Below are 19,735 nucleotides of genomic sequence, written 5' to 3' on the forward strand. Positions count from 1 at the left end.
CCCCAATGCGGCCCAGGTCACAAACCGGACGCCCCCTGCTTCTTTGGTCTTCCCAAATACCTCGGGGGGAGGCCGCAGGCCGGGGGGCAGAGCCCCCTCGGGACCACAGGCAGCCCCTCGCCGCCTCGCCCTGTGCCGCGCCCGGCAGCCACGGCGGCACCGCCCCGGTGGGTCAAACCCCCGGAATACCCCGAACCCACCCAGATCTCGCCACATTGCCCCGGCACCCTCCTGCCCAGGAACGACAGAGCAGGACCCCCGGCATGAACATGGCAACGACCACCGTGATGGCGCCCCCGGCGCCGAAGCGGATCGAGGACATGAACCTTTCCATCGTCATGATGCGCGACATCGTGCTGAAGACCATGTTCCGCAAGAACACCAACACGGTGAGCAGCCTCGCCCGGGCCGTCTGCCTTCCGGTGCCGGTGACGCAGGAACTGATCGACCTCAGCCGCGGACAGGGCCTGATCGAGGCGATGGGCACCATGGGCGCCGCCGGAGAGATCTCCTCCGAGATGCCCTACCAGCTGACCGACAGCGGCAAGGCCCGCGCCCTGGACGCATTGGCGCAGTCGGAATACTTCGGCCCGATGCCGGTGCCGCTGGAGGTCTACCGCGAGCAGGTCGAACGCCAGTCGATCCGCAACATCCAGATCACCCGCGACCAGCTGACCGGCGCCATGGGCCATCTGATCCTGCCCGACGACCTGATCGGCAACCTCGGCCCGGCCGTATCCTCGGGCCGCTCGATCCTGATGTACGGCCCCCCCGGCAACGGCAAGTCCTCGATCTCGAACGGCATCCGCGACGCCATGGGCGACCGCATCTACGTGCCCCGCGCCATCGAGTATTCGGGTCAGGTGATCACCGTCTACGACCCCATCGTGCATTCCAAGGCCGAGGAAGACGCCGAGAACCCGACCGCGCTGCGCCGCACCGCCCGCTTCGACCGCCGCTACGTGATGTGCAAGCGGCCCACGGTCATCACCGGGGGCGAGCTGTCGCTCTCGATGCTCGACCTTGTCTACAACCCCACCGCGCGCACCTACCAGGCGCCGCTGCAACTGAAATCCACCGGCGGCATCTTCATCGTCGACGACCTTGGCCGCCAGGCCGAACCGCCGCAGAAGCTGGTCAACCGCTGGATCGTCCCGCTCGAGGAGTCCAAGGACATCCTCGCCCTGCAATCGGGCGAGAAATTCGAAGTTCCCTTCGACACGCTGGTGATCTTCTCGACCAACTTCCACCCGAACGAGATCTTCGACCGGGCGGCGCTGCGGCGGATCTTCTTCAAGATCAAGATCGACGGTCCCAGCCAGGAGAACTTTCTGAAGATCTTCGCATTGGTGGCGCGCAAGAAGGGCATGCAGCTGGACGAGCCCAGCCTCGTTCACCTAATGAAGCGCAAGTATCCGACGATCGACAACCTCTATGCCAACTACCAGCCGGTCTTCCTGATCGACCAGATGATCGCGGTTTGCGATTTCGAGGGCCTCCCCTACAGGATGACGCCAGAGCTGGTGGACCGCGCCTGGGCCAATATGTTCGTCAAGGACGAGCACATCGTGAAGTGAAACCGGGCAGGTTTCCTGCCCCCGGGGCCCTGCTTCCGCCGCCCCTCTCCACCACACCGGGGGGATATGGACCGGCCAGGGCATTTTCGGCTTGACGCCAACGGCCCGCAACCTTATCCCCCGCGCACGGTCCGGCGCGGTAGCTCAGTTGGTTAGAGCGAACGACTCATAATCGTTAGGTCGGGGGTTCGAGTCCCCCCCACGCCACCACTTCCCCCCCCTACATCCGAAAACATCCCGTCAGGCTCGAACGGATGCCTTCGGCATTGGGCATGGCACCGCCTGTTCGCGATCGCCCCGGAAAACAGGCGCAGGACAGCCCGGCGAAGCCACGCAACCATTCGAAATCGTTGAAAAGGGTGGGATGTGGTCCCTGTGCGGGCGCGCCGGTCCGGTGGGACGCCGCACCCGACGCAGACCGGCCTTTGACGGCGCCCACACCGTCAGGCGCGGGCGCCGAAGCGGCAGCCCCCGACATCAAGGGCGGGGCCTGCCCCCACGGGCCGCGCGACACCGAGAGGTCAAAGCGCAGGCAGCGCGGGTGCGCTGAAACCGGGGGCGCCATCCGGACGGCGCGCCCCCGGCGTCGCGGTTTACCCGAGACAGTCGCGCAGCGTGTCGGCCATCGTCTGGATCAGCGCCGGGTACATGCCCGTGCCCGGCTTCAGATCGGCGCCAAGCGGGTCGATGATCCCGGTCCCGGCCTCCGTTCCCTGCAGGACGGTCCGCACCAGCCCCGGGTTGAACTGCGGTTCCGAGAAGACGCAGGCCACCCCAAGCTCGGAAACCTTCTGGTGCACCTCGGCGATGCGCGCCGGGCTGGGCGCCGTGGAATCGCTGAGGGAAATGGACCCGGCCGCCGCCATCCCGAACCGCTGCTCGAAGTACTGGTAGGCGTCGTGGAAGACCACGAAGGGCCGCTCGCGCACCGGCTCCAACTCTGCCGAGACCGAGCCGATCAGCATGTCCAGCTCGGCCTGGGCGCTGGCCGCGTTCTCCCGGTAGCGCGCCGCGTTCTCGGGATCGAGCTCCGACAGGGTCTCGGCGATGGCACCCAGCCAGACCCGCGCGTTCCCGGGGTCGAGCCAGACATGCGGATCGCTGCCGGAATGTCCGCCGTGCGCATGATCATGGCCCGCACCGTGGTCGTGGTCGCCGTGGTCGTGGTCGCCGTGGTCATGGTCGTGATCATGAGCCTCGCCATGGTCATGACCGTGGTCGTCACCGTGGTCATGCCCGTCACCCTCGGCATGGTCGTGGTCATGGTCATGAGCCTCGCCATGCTCATGGCCGTCACCATGGTCGTGCGCGTGGTCATCCCCGTGGCCGTGGTCATCCCCGTGGTCATGGTCGTGGTCCCCGCCATGGTCGTGCCCGTGGTCATCGCCATGATCGTGAAGATGCGCCTCGAAGGTCGCGCCCTCCCGCATCGGCAGCAGGGTTGTCCCCTCGACCGCCATCAGGCTGACGGTCCGGGCATCGCCCGCCAGCGTCTCCAGCGGGTCTTGCAGCCAGGGCGTCAGGCTCTCGCCGATCCAGAAGACCGCGTCGGCCCCGTCCAGAGCCCGCGCCTCGGACGGTCGCAGCGAATACCCGTGCGGAGAGGCCCCCGGCTGCACCAGCAGCGCAGGCTCTCCGAGGCCCGCCATCACCATGGCAGCCAGCGAGTGGACGGGCGGGATGTCCGTCGCCACGGAAGGCACCTCTGCCGCCGCCGCAGAGACCAGCCCGAGGCTGGACACGGTCCCGAGAATCAGACCCTTGCGCATATCGTTATCCTGTTATGTTGTAACACTGCCATTTCGGTATCTTGAATGTTACGATATATCAAGTCAGAGAGTCGCGGGCCGCCGCCACCGGACGCTCCGGGGCAAGGCAGGGCAGGAAGAAGGGAGAGCGTTCTTGAAACCGAGACTGACCCGGTGCACCGATTCTTGGCCCCCCGGCACGGCCCCCGTAGCGGGGCCACGCGCATGAGTCTCTTTGCCCTTTCCGATGTCAGCGTCCGCTACGGCGGCGAAGCGGTGCTGGACAGTGTCTCGCTCAGCATGGACGCCGGGGAAATCGTGACCATCGTCGGGCCCAATGGTTCAGGCAAATCGACCCTTTTGCGGGTGCTGATCGGCTCTGTCGCGCCGAACGCGGGCCGGATCACGCGCCAGCCGGGGCTGCGTGTCGGCTATGTGCCGCAACGGCTTCACATGGACCCGACCCTGCCGATGACCGTGACGCGGCTTCTGTCCCTGCGCCGCAGGCCTTCCAAAGAGGCGGTTCAGGCCGCCATGGCACAGGCCGGGGTCACAGAGATTGCCGACCGCCAGCTGAGCGTCCTGTCGGGCGGGCAGTTCCAGCGCGTCCTGCTGGCCCGTGCCCTGATCTCCAAGCCGCATCTTCTGGTGCTCGACGAGGCCACGCAGGGGCTGGACCAGCCCGGCATCGCCGCCTTCTACCAGCAGATCGAGACGGTCCGGCAGGAAACCGGCTGCGGCGTCCTGATGGTCAGCCACGATCTGCACGTGGTCATGAGCGCCAGCGACAGGGTGATCTGCCTGAACCGCCACATCTGCTGTCAGGGCGGGCCGCAACAGGTCGCCTCTGCCCCCGAGTACCGCGCCCTGTTCGGCAGCGGGACAAAGGGCACCATGGCGCTTTACACGCATCATCACGACCATCACCACGATCACCATCACCACCACGAATACCCCCACAGCCACGACGGGCCGGAGGCCGCGGAATGACCGGACTTCTCGACGATTTCATGGTCCGCGCCGCGCTGGCGGGACTGGGTCTTGCCATCGCCGCCGCGCCGCTTGGGTGCTTCGTGGTCTGGCGCCGCATGGCCTATTTCGGGGATGCCACCGCCCATGCCGCCATCCTTGGCGTCGCCCTTGCCCTGACCTTCGATGCCTCGATCTTCGGCGGGGTTCTGGCGATCTCGCTGCTCATGGCCTTCACCGTCTCCAGCCTGGCCGGGCGCGGCTACGCCATGGACACCATGCTGGGGGTGCTGGCCCATTCCGCGCTGGCCTTCGGGCTGGTGGCGGCGTCCTTCCTCAGCGGAGTTCGCATTGACCTGATGGCCTATCTCTTCGGCGACATCCTTGCCGTCTCGGCCTCGGATCTTGCGGTCATATGGGGCGGAGCCCTTGCCGTTCTGGCGCTGGTCGTCTGGCGCTGGAGCTCCCTGCTCATGGCGACCCTGAACCCCGACCTCGCCTTTTCCGAGGGCCTCGACCCGAAACGCGAGGGCATGGTCCTGACCCTCGCGCTGGCCATCGTCGTCGCCGTGGCGATCAAGGTGGTCGGCGCGCTGCTGATTACCGCGATGCTGATCATCCCCGCCGCCGCCGCGCGCCCCTTCAGCCGCACGCCAGAGGCCATGGCCGTGATCGCGACCGCCGTCGCCAGCCTGTCGGTGCTTGGGGGCCTGTGGTCGGCCTTCCGCTTCGACACCCCCACCGGACCGACCATCGTCTGCATCGTGGCGGCGCTGTTCGCGGTCTCGGTGACCGCAGCCGGGGCCCTGGGCGGCCTGCGGAAGCCGCGGCGCTGAGGGTCGCAGGTCGCCGGCCCTGCCCTGTCGCAGCCCCACCCCGACAAGGCGGTGTGCCCGCCGGGGCGGCAACCGAACGCGCGCATCCCGCCCCGCGCAGGGGCCCTTGGGGCGCGCGGGCATCCGATCCGCTTCGGCACCTGCGCGGGCTTCCGCCAACCGCGAATCGACCGGTTTCAGGGGCGGTGATGCAAGGTCCGTGTCACGGCCCCCCGCCCCGCCCGTAGGCTCGGCAGAGCCTCTTGCCGCCACTCCGGGACAACGGGCTTCGGTCAGACCGGCAGAGAGTCGCACTTGTCCTTGCCAGCCGCGCACAGGGCGTCCTGCGCGGCCCGGTTCACCTGTTCGGCGGCGGCGGTGACCCTGCCCGCCACCTCTTCCGAAGCCATGTGCCCCTGCGCCATAAGCCGCAGGGAGGTCTCGAGATATGTGACGAAATAGGCCTGCGTAGCCTGCATCGAGATCAGCATCATCTGCTGCGGCAGTGTCATGAGGGGAAACATGCGGCGGGCCTCCTTTGCTCTGGCAGGACAACCCCCGCCCCCCGATTCGCGTTGCATCGAAGGGCTGCCGGGCAGCGGGAACGCTCCGCCGCCGATCTAGAAGGCGACGCCAGGCTCGACCGGGTCCGTCACCGCGCCGGGTTCATCGGGGGACAGATCGCTTGCGCCCGCTTCGGGATCGGGCGTGTACTCGGGCTCGTCGCCGTCAGAGGCATGGGCCAGGCCGCCACCGTGCCGGTCATCGGACCCGGCCACCTCGCGCAGCATTTCGCCTTGCAGCCACCAGAGGTAATCGACCAGCTCCGGCATGGTCGGATCATTGCGGTTGATGTGCCGGATGCTCTGGCGCATCGCCTCTTGCAGCCGCGCCACGGGCACCGGCGCCAGCGCATGCGCATGGTTGTCCGGCGCGATCACCTCGGTGCCCTGGGTCGAAATGACTCCGCCGCCGCCGCCATCGGGCCAGCGCGGTCCCCCCAGCCAGACCGCCGCGAACATGATCTTCGCCCGCTTCGGATCTGTGCCGCCGACAATCAGCCCGTCGTAGAACATCAGATGGACGTCCTGCCAGTCGGCGCGGTGGAACATCGGGCCCGTCTCGTTTCCGACCCCGCAATAGGCATCGTGCACCGCCGCCGCGTTGATGTATTCCGGTGAGGTCGGCTCTCCGACGATCGAGACGAAGATCTTCGGGATAGAGGCCCCGTCGGTCAGGGTCCGGGCCGGGGCAACCCATTGGCTTCCCTTGGCATCGACGAAGTTCAACGGCTGTGCGACCGGAAAGAAGGTATAGGCCCGGTTCGGCAGGCGCACCGGTTCGTTCAGCACCCGGACCGGGCTTTGGTCGAAGCTGCACCCGGGTTGTGTCAGGCAAGAGACCTCGGGCTCGAATCCGCCGCCGCCGTGACGCGGAAGGGTTGGGGCACAGGCTGTCAGGGAAAGGGCTGCAAGGCAGAAAAAGCCGGATCTGAACATGGGATTTCCGAAACAAATTGGTTTTGCCGCAACCTATGGTGAAACCCCGGGCATGTTCAAGCCGAGGGCCTGACCTGGATCAAGGCGCCGCATCCGACCCTATGCACATGGTCCATGCACAAGCGAAAGGACCCCCCATGTTGCGCCTGGCCGGTATTCTTTACACCCTGATCTCGACCTCCCTTGCCGGAACCGCCGTCATTGCGGTTCTGGTGGCGGGCTACGACACGCTTCTGCCGATCCTGATCGCCGCAGCCCTTGGCTTTGTCGCGGCGCTGCCGGTGGCCTGGCTGGTGGCGCGCCGCCTTTACAGCTGATCCAGCAGGCCCCGCGCGCAGCGCTCTATCAGATCCAGCGTGCCGTCGAAGTCGCGCGTGTAATACGGATCCGGCACCGAGGCCCCGCAGCCCGGCGCGAAATCCGTCATCAGCCGCAGGTCGGCGCCACCGGGCGCAAGGGCGCGCAGATCGTCGAGGTTGTCGCGATCCATCGCCACGACCATGTCGAACCGGTCGAAGTCATCCCGGGTCACCCGGCGCGCCCGCAATCCCGACAGATCGTATCCCCGCGCCCGCGCCGCCTTTTGCATCGGGCCGTAGGGCGGCTCTCCGATGTGCCAGGCGCCGGTGCCCGCGCTGTCCAGGCCGACCGTCAGGCCCCGGTCCTCGGCCATCCGCCGCACCACCGCCTCGGCAGAGGGCGACCGGCAGATATTCCCGAGGCAGACAAAGAGGATGCGCTTTCCCATGCCCCTGCCCTACAATCCCGGAAAAGGGATCTCAAGGAAGACGGCATGGACAGGATCGTGGTTCTCACCGGCGCGGGGCTTTCCGCCGAAAGCGGGCTTGGCACCTTTCGCGACGCCGAGGGCCTCTGGGCGCAGCACCGGATCGAAGACGTCGCCACGCCCGAGGGCTTCGCCCGCAACCCGGCGCTGGTGCATGAATTCTACAACGCCCGCCGCGCGCAGGCCGCCGCGGCCCAGCCCAACGCGGCGCACAGGGCACTGGCCCGGCTTGCCGGGCACGCGCCGGTGACGCTGATCACGCAGAACGTCGACGGGCTGCACGAGAAGGCGGGCGCCGAGGCGATCCACATGCACGGCGCCCTGTCGCGCGCGCTCTGCGCCGCCTGCGGCCATGGCTGGGAGGCGCCCGCCACCATGGCGCCCGACGACCCCTGCCCGGCCTGCGCGGCCCGGGCCACGCGCCCGGACGTGATCTGGTTCGGCGAAATGCCCTACCACATGGACCTGATCGCGGACCGCCTTGCAGAATGCACGGTCTTCGCGGCCATCGGCACCTCGGGGCAGGTCTATCCCGCCGCCGGATTCGTGCAGGAGGCCGCCGCAAGGGGCGCCCATACGGTCGAACTGAACCTCGAAAGCACCGATGTCTCGGGCGCCTTCGACGCGCATCACACCGGACCCGCCAGCCGCATTGTCCCCCAGTGGGTCGACAGGCTGCTGGCGGGGTAAGGCACCGCGATCAGTGGCCGGCGTGACCGCCATGGCCCGAATGATCGGGCTTGCGCTCAAGGTCGACGGGGATCTCGACGACCTGCTCGCCGGCGTTTTCGAAGGTCAGCGTCACGGTGACCGTATCGCCCTGCTCCATGGTGCCATTCAGCCCCATGAACATGACGTGATCGCCGCCGCGCATCAGCCTATGCGTTTCGCCTGCGGGCAGGGCAAAGCCCTCTTCGACGTGCATCATCTTCATCACGCCACCGCCCATGTCGCGGTGGGTGTGCAATTCGACGCGCTTCGCCACGTCCGAGGCGGCGCCGATCAGGCGATCGTCCTCGGGGCCGGTGTTCTCGATCGCCATGAAGGCGGCGCCCGCCATGGCATTGGACGACCGCGCATAGGCGTCCTTGACGACGATTTCAGCGGCGGCGGGCATGGCGAGAACGGCCATCAGGCCGGTGAGCATAACGGTGTGTTTCATGAGTCTCTGCATTCGGTTTCAGGAAAGGGAAAGGCGAATCAGAGGGCGGGTGGCGGTCCCCGGGCCCGGCTGGCCCAGGGGCCGAAGCCCGCGGCACGCTGCTCTGCGGGGGCCACATGCACCACCGTTTCCAACGGGCGCCAAAGGCCCTTGGGGGTCGGGGCCGCAAGGGCGAGAATCAGCGAAAGGGCCTTTTCACCGCACAGATGCGGCGGCGCGACCGGCTGGCCGCTGGCGTCCACAGAGACCGTGACAGCCGACAGCCCGAGGCAAAGCTCCACGGTGCCCACGGCGGGCGCCTGCCCGCGCGCCCATGCTCCGCCGACCCCTGTCACCGTCAGCGACAGCAGCGTCAGCACCAGAACAAGGGGGCGGATCATGCGCATGGCAGGCTTATAGCGCGCCGCGACAGGGGACGCACGCGACAAAAGGCAACGGCCCCGGGCGTTTCCACCCGAGGCCGTCAAACCCTGGAAAAGAGAAAGGAAATCAGGCCTCTGCCTGAACCTTCGCAATCTCTTTCTTGACCTTCAGCGCGCGGTCGGACAGCTCGACGTCCTTGGCCTTCGCCAGAAACTTGTCGAGACCGCCACGGTGGTCCACCGAACGCAGAGCCGAAGCCGTGATCCGCAGCTTGATGCCACGGCCCAGCGCTTCCGAGCGCAGGGTCACGTCGTTCAGGTTCGGCAGGTAGCGCCGCTTGGTCTTGTTGTTGGCATGGCTGACATTGTTGCCAACCATCGGGCCTTTTCCGGTCAGTTCGCAAACACGCGACATGTCTTCGTCCTCGTTGTCTCAGGGCGCCGGGACAAGGCCCCACTCGCCAAAATCAAAGGGCGCCGCCCGTTTTTGAGTCGGGGGGCGCCCGGAAAGCTGTCGGGTGGCTTTAGCCGCAGCGCGCCCGCCCGTCAAGTCCCGCCCCCTCTATTCCAGCATCAGATGCGCGCGCAAAAGCTCTTCGGCGGCGGCCGAGGGGCTGATCTCGCCGTTTTCCACCTGCCCGGCCATGGACCTCATGGCGCCTTTCAGGGGCTCGCGCACCAGCCGCGCCAGCAGCCGGTCGCGCACCTCGGCCTCGAACCAGAACCGCGCCTGCGCCGCCCGGCGGGCCGCGAAATGTCCCTCGGCCCGGCGCCAGTCGGCAAGCGCGGTCATCTCGTCCCAGGCCTTCTGCAGGCCCTCTTCCTCCAGCGCCGAAACCGGCAGCGCCTTGGGGAAACCCTCGGGATCCTGCGGGCGTTTGCGCAACAGCCGCAGGGCGCCCGCGTAATCCGCGCAGGTGCGAATCGCCTGCCGCTTCAGCTCGCCGTCCGCCTTGTTGACCAGCAGGATATCCGCCATCTCCATGATGCCGCGCTTCACCCCCTGCAGCTCGTCGCCACCGGCGGGGGCCAACAGCAGCAGGAAGAGATCCGACATCTCGGCCACCATGGTCTCGGACTGGCCGACACCCACCGTCTCGATCAGCACCACGTCGAAACCCGCCGCCTCGCAGAGGTCGATGGCCTCCCGGGTGCGCCGGGCGACGCCGCCAAGCTGGCTTTGCGAGGGGGACGGCCGGATGAAGGCGCCCTTGTCGCGCGACAACCGCTCCATCCGGGTCTTGTCGCCGAGAATCGATCCGCCGGACCGCGCCGACGAGGGATCGACCGCCAGAACGGCCACCTTCAGCCCCTGGGCGGTCAGCTTCAACCCGAAGGCCTCGATGAAGGTCGACTTGCCCACCCCCGGCGTCCCCGACAGCCCCACGCGCAGGGCCTCGCGCCCGTGGCCCTTTAGCGACTCCAACAGCCTCAGCGCATCGGCGCGGTGATCCGCCCGCCCGCTTTCCACCAGCGTGATGGCGCGTGCCAGAGCCCGCCGCTCGCCCGCGAGGATGCGGGCCTTCAGATCGTCGATATCCATGCCCCTGTCATCCCGCGCCCCGGATCGAAAGTCCAGAACCCGTGCTTCTTCGGTCTCACAAATACCTCAGGGGGAGGCCCGCGAGGGCCGGGGACAGCGTCCCCCTCCCCACTGGCCAAACGCCCCGCCGCCGCGCTAAAGCGCTGACATGACCCGCCTGCCCATCGACGACGCCCTGCCCGACCTGCTTGCCGCGCTGCGCGCGACGGGGCGCGCCGTGCTGCAGGCGCCGCCCGGCGCGGGCAAGACCACGCGCGTGCCGCTCGCCATGCTCGAGGCGGGTCTGACAAAAGGCCGCATCGTCATGCTGGAGCCACGCCGCCTGGCCGCCCGCGCCGCCGCGCAGCGCCTGGCCGAACAACTGGGGGAAGAGCCGGGCCAGACCGTCGGCTACCGCATGCGGGGCGAGGCCAAGGTCTCGCGCTCGACCCGGATCGAGGTGGTGACAGAGGGCATCCTGACCCGCATGATCCAGTCCGACCCCGAGCTGCCGGGCGTGGGCGCGGTGCTCTTCGACGAATTCCACGAACGGTCGCTGAATGCCGACCTCGGGCTGGCCTTCTGCCTCGACATCGCCTCGGCCCTGCGCGACGACCTGATCCTGCTGGTGATGTCCGCCACGCTGGACGCCGCCCCGGTGGCCGAGCTCATGGGCGCGCCGGTGGTGACCTCGCAGGGCCGGTCCTACCCGGTCGAGGACCGCTGGCTCGACCGCCCGCTCGACAAGCGCAGCCGCCTGGAAGAGGCCATGTCGGACCTCATCCTGAAGGCGCTGGAGGAAACGCAGGGCGGCATCCTCGCCTTCCTGCCCGGCGAAGGAGAGATCCGCCGCACGGAAGCGCGCCTGAAGGGCCGCCTGCCCGCCGATGCCCGCCTGCACACACTCTTCGGTGCCATGCCCCTGCCCGCGCAGCGCGCGGCGATCCGGCCCGAGCCGCAGGGCCGCAAGCTGGTGCTGGCGACCGCGATCGCCGAGACCTCGCTGACCATCGAGGACATCCGCGTGGTGGTCGATGGCGGACGCGCCCGGCGCGCACGCTTCGACCCCGGCTCCGGCATGTCGCGGCTGGTGACGGAACGGGTGACCCGCGCCGAGGCCACGCAGCGCGCCGGGCGCGCCGGGCGGGTGGCACCCGGTATCGCCTACAAGCTGTGGACGAAGGGGGAGGAAGGCGCTTCAAGCGCCTTTCCCCCCGCGGAAATCGAGGCTTCGGACCTCGCTTCGCTGGCCCTGGAACTGGCGGCCTGGGGCGCCGTGCCGGATCAGCTGCCCTTCCTGACCCCGCCGCCCGCCGCCGCCTTCGGCGAGGCACAGGCGCTGCTGAAGATGCTGGGTGCCCTGGACGACAAGGGCCTGATCACACCCCGGGGAAAGGCGATTTCGCGCCTTCCCCTGCACCCCCGGCTTGCCCATATGCTGCATGAATCCGGGCCGGAAGCCGCCCGGCTGGCCGCGCTCTTGTCGGAACGCGATCCGCTCACAGGATCATCCACAGACCTTGCCCTGCGGATGGAGGCGCTGACCGATCCCCGGCGTTTCGCCGAGACCCGGTCGCAGGGGGTCGACCGCGGTGCAATTGAACGCATCCGCACAGAGGCGAAACGTCTCGCGCGCCTGACCAGGACCGCCGATGCCGGGCGCTCGGTCGCCGAGATGGCGGCGCTGGCCTACCCCGACCGGATCGGCCAGCGGCGGAGGGGCGAGGCGCCGCGCTTTATCCTCTCCGGTGGCAAGGGCGCGATCCTGCCCGAGGGCGATCCGCTTTCGGGCAGCCGCTTCCTTGTGGTGACAGACACGGATGGGAATCCGCGAGAAGCGCGAATCCGGCAAGCCATTCCAATTTCGGAAAGTGAGATCCGGGCACAGTTTTCCGATCAGATCGAATGGGTTGATCGCTGCTCTTGGGACAAGCGCGACAGGCGCGTTGTTGCAAGACGGCAAGAACGGCTGGGAGCCATCTTCCTTGACGACCGCCTCTGGAAGGATGCCAGCGAGGATGCGCTCTGCCTTGCGATGCTCGACGGGGTCCGGGATCTGGGCCTCGCGCCGGGCGATGCGGCGCGCCGCTTCATGGCCCGCGTGGCGCTGGCCCGGGAGAGCGGCGCCACCCTGCCCGACATGAGCCTGAAGGCGCTTGGCGACACCCTGGAAACATGGCTGCTGCCGCATCTTCAGGGCGTGCGGACCGCGCAGGACTGGAAGCGTTTCGACCTCTTGCCCGCCCTGCGTGCCATGCTCGACTGGGACCAGATGCAGGCCCTGGACAGGGCCGTGCCGGCGCATTTCACCACGCCGCTGGGGCGGCAGGTGCCCATCGACTATTCGGGTGAGCACCCGGAGATTTCCCTGCGCCTGCAAGAGCTTTTCGGCCAGACCACGCATCCGGTCTCGGGGCGGCGCCCGTTGAAACTGACCCTTCTCAGCCCGGCGCAGCGCCCGGTGCAGACCACCATGGACCTGCCCGGCTTTTGGGCGGGGTCCTACGCCGAGGTCCGCAAGGACATGCGCGCGCAGTACCCCAAACACCCCTGGCCCGAGGACCCGACCGAGGCCGCGCCGACCCTGCGGGCAAAACCGCGGAAGTAGCCGCTCCGGCCCCGCCCGGGACCGGAGGCCGTGCCGCTCAGACGCCCAGGCACCAGCGCATGATCGCCTTCTGCGCGTGCAGGCGGTTCTCGGCCTCGTCCCAGATGACCGAGTTGGGGCCGTCCATGACCTGAGAGGTCACTTCCTCTTCGCGGTGGGCGGGCAGGCAATGCATGAACAGCGCGTCCGGCTTGGCCGCCGCCATCAGCTCGGCGTTCACCTGATAGGGCCGCAGCATGTTGTGACGCCGCTCTTTCGCGGATTGCGCGTCATGCATGGACACCCAGGTGTCGGCGACGATCAGGTCGGCGCCTTCGACCGCCTTCTTCGGGTCGCGCTCGATGGTCACGGTGCTGCCCTGCCCGCGCGCCCAGCCGACGAATTCCGGCTCGGGGTCCAGCTGGACCGGCCCCGAGAAGGTCAGGTCGAAGCCGAACTGCCCCGCCGCATGCAGGAAGGAGGCGCAGACGTTGTTGCCGTCGCCGCACCAGACCACCTTCTTGCCCGCGATCGGGCCGCGGTGTTCTTCGAAGGTCAGCACGTCGGCCATGATCTGGCAGGGGTGCGTGCGATCCGTGAGACCGTTGATGACGGGAACGGAGGCGTACTCCGCCATTTCCTCGATCACGCTTTCGTCGAAGGTCCGGATCATGATCATGTCGACGTAGCGCGACAGCACCCGGGCCGTATCGGCGATGGTCTCGCCATGGCCAAGCTGCATTTCCGAGCCCGACAGCACCATGGTCTGGCCGCCCATCTGCCGCACGCCCACGTCGAAGGACACGCGGGTCCGGGTCGAGGGCTTTTCGAAGATCAGCGCGACCATGCGCCCCTCCAGCGGACGGGTGTCGTCCGGGGCGCCGCGCGGGCGGCCCTGACGCGCGTCCTTCATGGCGCGGGCAGTGTCGATGATGCCGCGCAGATCGGCCTTGTCGGTCTTGTGAATGTCGAGGAAGTTTTTCATTTCAAAGCTTTTCTTTTTTGCCGAGGGACGGGGGCCCTGCCCCCGCACCCCCGAGGGTATTTGGGCCAAGAAGAAGATCAGGCCGCAACGGCGCTGGCGGCCTTGTCGAGGCGGGTGACGGCCTCGGCGATTTCGTCTTCGGTGATATTGAGCGGCGGCAGCAGGCGCAGCACGTTGTCGGCGGCGGGCACCGTGATGACCTCGGCCGCGTAGCCCGCCTTGACCACCTCGGCGACATTGGCCCGGCACTTCAGGCCCAGCATCAGGCCCATGCCGCGCACGCCCTCGAAGACCTCGGGGTGGGCGGCGACGAGGCCCTCGAGCTTCTGGCGCAGGAAACCGGCACGCTGGCGCACAGCGTCGAGGAAGTCGTCGTTGCCGATGCGCTCGATCACGGCGAGACCCAGCGCGCAGCCCAGCGGGTTGCCGCCATAGGTCGAGCCGTGGGTGCCCGCGACCATGCCGCTGGCGGCCTCTTCGGTGGCCAGCACCGCGCCCAGCGGGAAGCCCCCGCCGATGCCCTTGGCCGACATCATGATATCGGGTGTGACGCCCGCCCATTCGTGGGCAAAGAGCTTGCCGGTCCGGCCGACGCCGCATTGCACCTCGTCGAGGATCAGCAGAACGCCTTTTTCATCGCAGAGCCGGCGCAGGTCCTTCAGCGACTGGTCAGGCAGGACACGGATGCCGCCTTCGCCCTGGATCGGCTCGATCAGGATGGCGGCGGTCTTGTCGGTAATCGCGGCGGTCAGGGCCTCGTGGTCGTCCCAGGGCAGATGCACGAAGCCCGGCAGCACCGGTCCGAAACCGCCGACCATCTTCGGCGCGCCCGAGGCGGCGATGGCCGCCGAGGACCGGCCGTGGAAGCAGCCCTCGAAGGTCAGGATCTCGACCTTCTCCGGCTTGCCCTTGTCGTGCCAGTACTTGCGGGCCATCTTGACCGCCAGTTCGCAGGCCTCGGTGCCCGAATTGGTAAAGAAGACCGTGTCGGCGAAGGTCCGTTCGACCAGCGCATCGGCCAGCGCCTGCTGGCCCGGGATCTCGTAGAGGTTCGAGACGTGCCAGAGCTTCTGCGCCTGCTCGGTGAGCACCTGCACCAGTTCCGGCGCGGCATGGCCCAGCGCGTTGACGGCGATGCCCGAGCCGAGGTCGAGGAATCGGCGCCCGTCCTCCTCGATCAGCCAGCAGCCTTCGCCCTTCACGAAGTGAAGCGGCGCACGGTTGTAGGTGGGCAGAACGGAGGCGATCATAGAGGTATCCTCGGGAAGTGAAGAGGCCCGATTGGTGGCAAGGCACCGGGGCCGAGTCAAGGTTTTAGGGGGGTTGCAGACGCAGAGAGAGATCGCGGCCCCGGATCGGGGCGCGGCAGGGGGCGAGGTCAGGCTCGTCGGATGCGGATCACGTGCGTCATGACCCGCAGATTGCGCAAAACGGCGCGCAATGCAAGAGGCCAGAGCGGCGGCACCCGGCCCTGCGGTGAGATCGGGGGTGGACAAGCACAGCCCGGGGCGCGGCACCGCCGGAGTGGCCTCTGGCCCCGGGGCCTCAGAAAACCGGGTCGGGGTAGCCCACGCCGGTCAGGTACAGCCCGTGCGGCGGGCAGACCGGGCCGCAGGCCGCACGGTCGCGCGCCGCCAGCGCCTCGCCGACGCGGGCGGGCGGCCAGGCCCCGGCGCCGACCCGCTCCAGCGTGCCGACAATGGAACGGACCTGGTTGTGCAGGAAGGACCGCGCCCGCAGCGAGAACCGGATTTCCGGCCCCGCCGCGCCCTCGATCTGTTCGATGCGGATCTCGTCCAGCGTCTTCACCGGAGAGCGCGACTGGCACATGACCGAGCGGAAGGTGGTGAAATCATGCTGCCCCAGCAGGAAGGCCGCCCCGGCCCGCATGGCCTCGACGTCCAGCGAATGCATCACCCGCCAGACCTGCCCGGTTTCCAGCGTTGCGGGCGCGCGGCGCATCAGCAGCCGGAACAGGTAGCGCCGCTCGACCGCCGAGAAGCGCGCGTGCCAGTCGTCCGGGACCGCCCGGCAGGCGCGGATTGCCACCGGGGCCGGCTTCAGGTGGTGGTTCAGCGCCTCCGACAGGCGGAACGGGTCCCAGTCCTTGACCATGTCGCAATGGGCCACCTGCCCGCGCGCATGGACCCCCGCGTCGGTGCGGCCCGCCGCCGCGATGGTATGGGCGCGCGGCTCCAGTCGCGCCAGCGCGGCCTCGATGGCCCCCTGAACCGAGGGCTGGTCCGCCTGTCTTTGCCACCCGGCAAAGGGACGACCGTCATATTCCACAAGAAGAGCATAGCGGGGCATGGCCGGGCCTTACCCTGACGCCCGCGCCCCCGCAACTGTCTCGGGCGGCCCGGGGTGCCGGACCCAGGGGGCAGTCGCCGCATTCAAGCCGCACCTCCGGTCCCACCCTTCCCCGCGCCGGAGGCCCGGCCTGTCCCGCCTGCCGCAGCCCCGTCCCGACGCGCCGATCGGCCCGGCCCGGGCGCCAAAGCCTTGAGGCCGGCCCGCCAAGGCCCTAACTGTTTCCCGCAAGCGCAAGGAAAGGCCCCTCATGGTCATTGGCACCATCGCCGACACCCTCACCCGCGGCGTAGAGAACGTGACGGGCACGCTCTCCGAGGCCTTTCTGGAGCCGACGCTCCGGCTGGGCGTCACCGGCCTGTCGCGCGCCGGCAAGACCGTGTTCATCACCTCTCTGGTGGCCAACCTGATGGACCGGGGGCGCATGCCCGGCCTCGTCGCGCAGGCCGAGGGCCGCATCCTCTCGGCCTTCCTGCAACCGCAGCCCGACGACACCCTCCCGCGCTTCGATTTCGAAACCCACCTCGGCGCCCTGACCGCCCGCGCGCCGCATTGGCCCGACAGCACCCGCGCGGTGTCGGAACTGCGCCTGTCGCTGCGCATCCGGCCCAATGGCCTGCTGTCCGGCCTGCAGGGGCCGCGCACGCTGCATCTGGATATCGTCGACTACCCCGGCGAGTGGCTGCTGGACCTCGGGCTGATGGAAAAGTCCTTCAGCCAGTGGTCCGAACAGATGCTGACCCGGCTCGAAACCCGCCCCGGCGGCCCCGCCCTGCTGGAACGGCTGAAGGCCACCGACAGCGCCGCACCGCTGGACGAGGGCACCGCGAGGGCGCTGGCCGAGGCCTATACCGCCCAGCTGCACGAGGCCCGCGAGGCGGGCTTTTCCGACTGTTCCCCGGGCCGCTTCCTGCTGCCCGGCGAGCTCGAAGGCTCGCCGGTGCTGACCTTCGCGCCGCTGCCGCCCAATGCCGAGGCCGGGCGCCGCTCGCTCTGGCGCGAATTCGAACGCCGCTTCGACAGCTACAAGGCGCGGGTGGTGAAACCCTTCTTCCGCGACCATTTCAGCCGCATCGACCGGCAGGTGGTGCTGGTGGACGCGCTCGGCGCGATCCATGCCGGGCCCCGCGCCGTCGAGGACCTGCGCCAGACCCTGACCGATATCCTCACAGCCTTCCGCCCCGGCGGCAACGCTTTCCTCAGCCAGCTTTTCCTGGGCAAGCGGATCGAGAAGATCCTCTTCGCCGCCACCAAGGCGGACCACCTGCACCACCTGCAACACCCCCGCCTGACCGCGATCATGGAGGCGCTGACCCGCGACGCCCGCGACCGCGCCCGCTTTGCCGGGGCCGAGACGCAGGCCTTTTCCATCGCCGCCCTGCGCGCCACGACAGAGCAGATGATGGACCATGGCGTCCAGACCCTGCCCTGCGTGCGCGGCACGCTGCTGGACACGGGCAGGCAGGCCGCCTTCTACCCCGGCGCCCTGCCCGAGGACCCGAACCACCTGCTTGGTCCCGCGCGCAAGGGCGCCCAGGCATGGCTCGACGGCGACTACTCGGTGATGCGCTTCGCGCCCGCGCCGCTGACGCTGAAGGCGGGCGAAGGCCCACCGCATATCCGCCTCGACCGCGCCGCGCAGTTCCTGATCGGCGACCGGCTATGAACACCGCAATTCTTCGCCGCGCCCGGCCCACCGATGCGGGCAGGCTGGGCGCCATGATCACCCAGGCCGCCCGGGCCAATGCCTGGAAGCCGCGCCTGCACAGCGGCGCCGAGGACATCGCCCATGCCGCCCAGATGATCGACCGCGGCTGGGTCACCGTGGCCGAGGCCAGGGGCGAGCCGCTGGCCTTCCTCGCCCGCGAGGGCAGCTATATCCACGCCCTCTTCGTCACCCCCGACGCGCAGGGCCGCGGCCTGGGCCGGGCGCTTGTCGCCGACGCCAAGGCCCGGACCGCGCGCCTCGACCTCTGGACCTTCGCCGAGAACCACGGCGCCCGCCGCTTCTACCGGCGCGAAGGCTTCACCCGCATCGCCCGCCCGCCCGCCAGCGACGAGGGCCTGCCGGAAATCCACCTCACCTGGACGCGCGACGCCGGGGCTTCTTCTGTCCGCAAATATCCCGGGGGCGCTCCGCAGGAGCGGGGGGCAGAGCCCCCCTCCCCGGCCGCCTGTCCCGCCTCCCTCAACGAAGGGCACGACGCATGACCAACCCGCCCAAAGGCCCCGTCCTCTTCGACCTCGACGAGACCGACAGCGCCCCCGGCCCCTCCGAGGCGCCGCCGGTCCCCGAACCGCATCTGGACCCGCCGCGCGGGCAGGCGATGCAAAGCGTCGCCGCCCTCACCGCCCGGCCCGGCTCGGCGCTGGCGCGCTGGTTCTGGCGGCTGCTGCTGGCGCTTGTGGGCACCTTCGCCTCCATCGCCGCGTGGAATGTCGCCACCGGGCTGATCGCCGCCAACCCGATCCTGGGCTACGCGGTCACCGCGCTGATCCTGGCCTTCGTCCTGGTCTGCCTTGCCATCGCTATCAAGGAAATCGCCGCCTTCTCGCGGCTGGCGAAGATCGACCGCCTGCATCACGCCGCGCAAGAGGTCCTTGCCGCCGAGGATCTGGCCGGGGCCCGCGCCCTGACCGACGACCTCGTGACCCTCTACAAGGCGCGCGAGGACACCCGCTGGGGCCGCGCGCAGCTGGCCGAGCGGCGGGACGAGATCTTTGACGCAGCGGGCCTCGTCGCCCATGCAGAAAGCGCGCTTCTGGCGCCGCTCGACAAGCAGGCCCGGCGCGAGGTCGAGGCCGCCGCCCGGCAGGTCGCCACGGTCACCGCGCTGGTGCCGCTGGCGCTGGCCGATGTGGTCGCGGCCCTGACCGCCAACCTGCGCATGATCCGCCGCATCGCCGAGATCTACGGCGGCCGCTCGGGCACGCTGGGCAGCTGGCGCCTGACCCGCGCCGTCATGTCCCACCTCGTGGCGACCGGCGCCGTTGCGGTGGGCGACGACATGCTGGAGCCCATTCTGGGCGGCGGGCTGCTGAGCAAGCTCTCGCGCCGCTTCGGAGAGGGCATGGTCAATGGTGCCCTCACCGCCCGCGTCGGCGTTGCCGCGATGGAGGTCTGCCGACCGCTGCCCTTCACCGCCGCCCCCCGTCCCTCGGTCCGGGGCATCATCCGCTCGTCGCTGAGCGGACTGGTGGTGACGGAAAAGGGATAGGACGCCCCCTGCGGCCAAGACACCGTTGCCCTGCGGCACACGCGGCGCAGCCGTGTGACAGGCGGCCCCGGATCGCCGGCGGGACGCTCTGGACCGGCCGCGCCGGTCCGATGAGGGCCAGACACGCCAGGCACTCCGACGCCGGTGGGGTTACCGCCAGCGCAGCAGCCCCTGCAAGACGCCCCCGGACTGCT

General features: G+C 69.0%; 20 protein-coding genes and 1 tRNA gene. 10 read left to right on the forward strand and 11 right to left on the reverse strand.

The features are described 5' to 3' along the window. Nucleotides 1–263 precede the first annotated feature (263 nt). Entirely contained in the window at nucleotides 264–1,577 is a 1,314-nt protein-coding gene (locus ACN5KJ_RS18320) for an ATPase (protein WP_418595376.1), read from the forward strand. 133 nt (nucleotides 1,578–1,710) lie between these two features. Beyond that, nucleotides 1,711–1,787 (forward strand) — tRNA-Met (locus ACN5KJ_RS18325). A gap of 383 nt (nucleotides 1,788–2,170) precedes the next feature. On the opposite strand, the gene ACN5KJ_RS18330 is transcribed toward ACN5KJ_RS18325, so the two are convergent. Further along, nucleotides 2,171–3,346 carry a zinc ABC transporter substrate-binding protein gene (locus ACN5KJ_RS18330; RefSeq protein ID WP_418595378.1) on the reverse strand — a complete coding sequence of 392 codons (1,176 nt, stop codon included), beginning with the start codon at nucleotides 3,344–3,346 and terminating at the stop codon, nucleotides 2,171–2,173. Between the two features lie 204 nt (nucleotides 3,347–3,550). Here ACN5KJ_RS18330 and ACN5KJ_RS18335 point away from each other — a divergent pair, with 204 nt between their 5' ends. After that, a complete protein-coding gene (locus ACN5KJ_RS18335; protein WP_418595379.1) occupies nucleotides 3,551–4,315 on the forward strand; it encodes a metal ABC transporter ATP-binding protein in 765 nt (254 codons plus the stop codon). Next, complete coding sequence (locus ACN5KJ_RS18340) at nucleotides 4,312–5,130, forward strand: metal ABC transporter permease (RefSeq protein ID WP_418595381.1); 819 nt, start codon at nucleotides 4,312–4,314, stop codon at nucleotides 5,128–5,130. The genes ACN5KJ_RS18335 and ACN5KJ_RS18340 overlap by 4 nt, the downstream gene beginning before the upstream one ends. A 272-nt stretch (nucleotides 5,131–5,402) precedes the next feature. Here ACN5KJ_RS18340 and ACN5KJ_RS18345 read toward each other — a convergent pair whose 3' ends face one another. Next, nucleotides 5,403–5,633, reverse strand: a complete 231-nt coding sequence (locus tag ACN5KJ_RS18345) for a hypothetical protein (protein ID WP_418595383.1) — start codon at nucleotides 5,631–5,633, stop codon at nucleotides 5,403–5,405. 96 nt (nucleotides 5,634–5,729) lie between these two features. Further along, nucleotides 5,730–6,461: a DUF1353 domain-containing protein gene (locus ACN5KJ_RS18350; protein ID WP_418595385.1), complete on the reverse strand. Its 732-nt coding sequence runs from the start codon at nucleotides 6,459–6,461 to the stop codon at nucleotides 5,730–5,732. Nucleotides 6,462–6,745: 284 nt separating this feature from the next. Between ACN5KJ_RS18350 and ACN5KJ_RS18355 the strand changes: the two genes are divergently transcribed. Then, nucleotides 6,746–6,925 carry a CTP synthetase gene (locus ACN5KJ_RS18355; protein ID WP_347166989.1) on the forward strand — a complete coding sequence of 60 codons (180 nt, stop codon included), beginning with the start codon at nucleotides 6,746–6,748 and terminating at the stop codon, nucleotides 6,923–6,925. Here the strand turns inward: ACN5KJ_RS18355 and ACN5KJ_RS18360 are convergent. Continuing rightward, a complete protein-coding gene (locus ACN5KJ_RS18360; RefSeq protein ID WP_418595387.1) occupies nucleotides 6,916–7,356 on the reverse strand; it encodes a low molecular weight protein-tyrosine-phosphatase in 441 nt (146 codons plus the stop codon). The genes ACN5KJ_RS18355 and ACN5KJ_RS18360 overlap by 10 nt on opposite strands. A 45-nt stretch (nucleotides 7,357–7,401) precedes the next feature. On the opposite strand from ACN5KJ_RS18360, the gene ACN5KJ_RS18365 reads away from it, so the two are divergent. Next, entirely contained in the window at nucleotides 7,402–8,085 is a 684-nt protein-coding gene (locus tag ACN5KJ_RS18365; RefSeq protein WP_418595389.1) for an NAD-dependent deacylase, read from the forward strand. Nucleotides 8,086–8,095: 10 nt separating this feature from the next. Here ACN5KJ_RS18365 and ACN5KJ_RS18370 read toward each other — a convergent pair whose 3' ends face one another. The 4 genes from ACN5KJ_RS18370 to meaB all read right to left on the reverse strand — a co-directional run bounded on the left by ACN5KJ_RS18370 (nucleotide 8,096) and on the right by meaB (nucleotide 10,462). Next, a complete protein-coding gene (locus ACN5KJ_RS18370) occupies nucleotides 8,096–8,557 on the reverse strand; it encodes a copper chaperone PCu(A)C (protein ID WP_418595391.1) in 462 nt (153 codons plus the stop codon). A gap of 38 nt (nucleotides 8,558–8,595) precedes the next feature. After that, a complete protein-coding gene (locus ACN5KJ_RS18375) occupies nucleotides 8,596–8,937 on the reverse strand; it encodes a hypothetical protein (protein ID WP_418595393.1) in 342 nt (113 codons plus the stop codon). A 109-nt stretch (nucleotides 8,938–9,046) separates the two neighbouring features. Then, nucleotides 9,047–9,334 carry a 50S ribosomal protein L28 gene (gene rpmB, locus ACN5KJ_RS18380; RefSeq protein ID WP_023851286.1) on the reverse strand — a complete coding sequence of 96 codons (288 nt, stop codon included), beginning with the start codon at nucleotides 9,332–9,334 and terminating at the stop codon, nucleotides 9,047–9,049. Nucleotides 9,335–9,481: 147 nt separating this feature from the next. Further along, nucleotides 9,482–10,462, reverse strand: a complete 981-nt coding sequence (gene meaB / locus ACN5KJ_RS18385) for a methylmalonyl Co-A mutase-associated GTPase MeaB (protein WP_418595395.1) — start codon at nucleotides 10,460–10,462, stop codon at nucleotides 9,482–9,484. A 148-nt stretch (nucleotides 10,463–10,610) separates the two neighbouring features. On the opposite strand from meaB, the gene hrpB reads away from it, so the two are divergent. Further along, nucleotides 10,611–13,049 carry an ATP-dependent helicase HrpB gene (gene hrpB / locus ACN5KJ_RS18390; protein ID WP_418595397.1) on the forward strand — a complete coding sequence of 813 codons (2,439 nt, stop codon included), beginning with the start codon at nucleotides 10,611–10,613 and terminating at the stop codon, nucleotides 13,047–13,049. A gap of 37 nt (nucleotides 13,050–13,086) precedes the next feature. Here hrpB and argF read toward each other — a convergent pair whose 3' ends face one another. From argF to truA, 3 genes are all read right to left on the reverse strand, one after another. Then, nucleotides 13,087–14,013 carry an ornithine carbamoyltransferase gene (argF, locus tag ACN5KJ_RS18395; protein WP_418595399.1) on the reverse strand — a complete coding sequence of 309 codons (927 nt, stop codon included), beginning with the start codon at nucleotides 14,011–14,013 and terminating at the stop codon, nucleotides 13,087–13,089. 77 nt (nucleotides 14,014–14,090) lie between these two features. Beyond that, nucleotides 14,091–15,263: an aspartate aminotransferase family protein gene (locus ACN5KJ_RS18400; RefSeq protein WP_418595400.1), complete on the reverse strand. Its 1,173-nt coding sequence runs from the start codon at nucleotides 15,261–15,263 to the stop codon at nucleotides 14,091–14,093. 295 nt (nucleotides 15,264–15,558) lie between these two features. Beyond that, nucleotides 15,559–16,323 carry a tRNA pseudouridine(38-40) synthase TruA gene (gene truA / locus ACN5KJ_RS18405; protein ID WP_418595402.1) on the reverse strand — a complete coding sequence of 255 codons (765 nt, stop codon included), beginning with the start codon at nucleotides 16,321–16,323 and terminating at the stop codon, nucleotides 15,559–15,561. A 250-nt stretch (nucleotides 16,324–16,573) separates the two neighbouring features. Between truA and ACN5KJ_RS18410 the strand changes: the two genes are divergently transcribed. The 3 genes from ACN5KJ_RS18410 to ACN5KJ_RS18420 are packed head-to-tail and all read left to right on the forward strand — an operon-like array spanning nucleotide 16,574 to nucleotide 19,541. Continuing rightward, nucleotides 16,574–17,989 carry a YcjX family protein gene (locus tag ACN5KJ_RS18410; RefSeq protein WP_418595404.1) on the forward strand — a complete coding sequence of 472 codons (1,416 nt, stop codon included), beginning with the start codon at nucleotides 16,574–16,576 and terminating at the stop codon, nucleotides 17,987–17,989. Then, a complete protein-coding gene (locus tag ACN5KJ_RS18415; protein ID WP_418595406.1) occupies nucleotides 17,986–18,534 on the forward strand; it encodes an N-acetyltransferase family protein in 549 nt (182 codons plus the stop codon). Before ACN5KJ_RS18410 ends, ACN5KJ_RS18415 begins: the two co-directional genes overlap by 4 nt. Then, nucleotides 18,531–19,541, forward strand: a complete 1,011-nt coding sequence (locus ACN5KJ_RS18420) for a YcjF family protein (RefSeq protein ID WP_418595408.1) — start codon at nucleotides 18,531–18,533, stop codon at nucleotides 19,539–19,541. Before ACN5KJ_RS18415 ends, ACN5KJ_RS18420 begins: the two co-directional genes overlap by 4 nt. Nucleotides 19,542–19,735 lie beyond the last annotated feature (194 nt).

It is taken from the genome of Ponticoccus sp. (in: a-proteobacteria) (genome assembly GCF_048381735.1).

Coding starts and splice junctions, on each gene's coding strand:
- ACN5KJ_RS18320 (WP_418595376.1), top strand. CDS start 264: ATGAACATGGCAACGACCACCGTGATGGCGCCCCCGGCGCCGAAGCGG.
- ACN5KJ_RS18330 (WP_418595378.1), bottom strand. CDS start 3,346: ATGCGCAAGGGTCTGATTCTCGGGACCGTGTCCAGCCTCGGGCTGGTC.
- ACN5KJ_RS18335 (WP_418595379.1), top strand. CDS start 3,551: ATGAGTCTCTTTGCCCTTTCCGATGTCAGCGTCCGCTACGGCGGCGAA.
- ACN5KJ_RS18340 (WP_418595381.1), top strand. CDS start 4,312: ATGACCGGACTTCTCGACGATTTCATGGTCCGCGCCGCGCTGGCGGGA.
- ACN5KJ_RS18345 (WP_418595383.1), bottom strand. CDS start 5,633: ATGTTTCCCCTCATGACACTGCCGCAGCAGATGATGCTGATCTCGATG.
- ACN5KJ_RS18355 (WP_347166989.1), top strand. CDS start 6,746: ATGTTGCGCCTGGCCGGTATTCTTTACACCCTGATCTCGACCTCCCTT.
- ACN5KJ_RS18360 (WP_418595387.1), bottom strand. CDS start 7,356: ATGGGAAAGCGCATCCTCTTTGTCTGCCTCGGGAATATCTGCCGGTCG.
- ACN5KJ_RS18365 (WP_418595389.1), top strand. CDS start 7,402: ATGGACAGGATCGTGGTTCTCACCGGCGCGGGGCTTTCCGCCGAAAGC.
- ACN5KJ_RS18370 (WP_418595391.1), bottom strand. CDS start 8,557: ATGAAACACACCGTTATGCTCACCGGCCTGATGGCCGTTCTCGCCATG.
- ACN5KJ_RS18375 (WP_418595393.1), bottom strand. CDS start 8,937: ATGATCCGCCCCCTTGTTCTGGTGCTGACGCTGCTGTCGCTGACGGTG.
- rpmB (WP_023851286.1), bottom strand. CDS start 9,334: ATGTCGCGTGTTTGCGAACTGACCGGAAAAGGCCCGATGGTTGGCAAC.
- meaB (WP_418595395.1), bottom strand. CDS start 10,462: ATGGATATCGACGATCTGAAGGCCCGCATCCTCGCGGGCGAGCGGCGG.
- hrpB (WP_418595397.1), top strand. CDS start 10,611: ATGACCCGCCTGCCCATCGACGACGCCCTGCCCGACCTGCTTGCCGCG.
- argF (WP_418595399.1), bottom strand. CDS start 14,013: ATGAAAAACTTCCTCGACATTCACAAGACCGACAAGGCCGATCTGCGC.
- ACN5KJ_RS18400 (WP_418595400.1), bottom strand. CDS start 15,263: ATGATCGCCTCCGTTCTGCCCACCTACAACCGTGCGCCGCTTCACTTC.
- truA (WP_418595402.1), bottom strand. CDS start 16,323: ATGCCCCGCTATGCTCTTCTTGTGGAATATGACGGTCGTCCCTTTGCC.
- ACN5KJ_RS18410 (WP_418595404.1), top strand. CDS start 16,574: ATGGTCATTGGCACCATCGCCGACACCCTCACCCGCGGCGTAGAGAAC.
- ACN5KJ_RS18415 (WP_418595406.1), top strand. CDS start 17,986: ATGAACACCGCAATTCTTCGCCGCGCCCGGCCCACCGATGCGGGCAGG.
- ACN5KJ_RS18420 (WP_418595408.1), top strand. CDS start 18,531: ATGACCAACCCGCCCAAAGGCCCCGTCCTCTTCGACCTCGACGAGACC.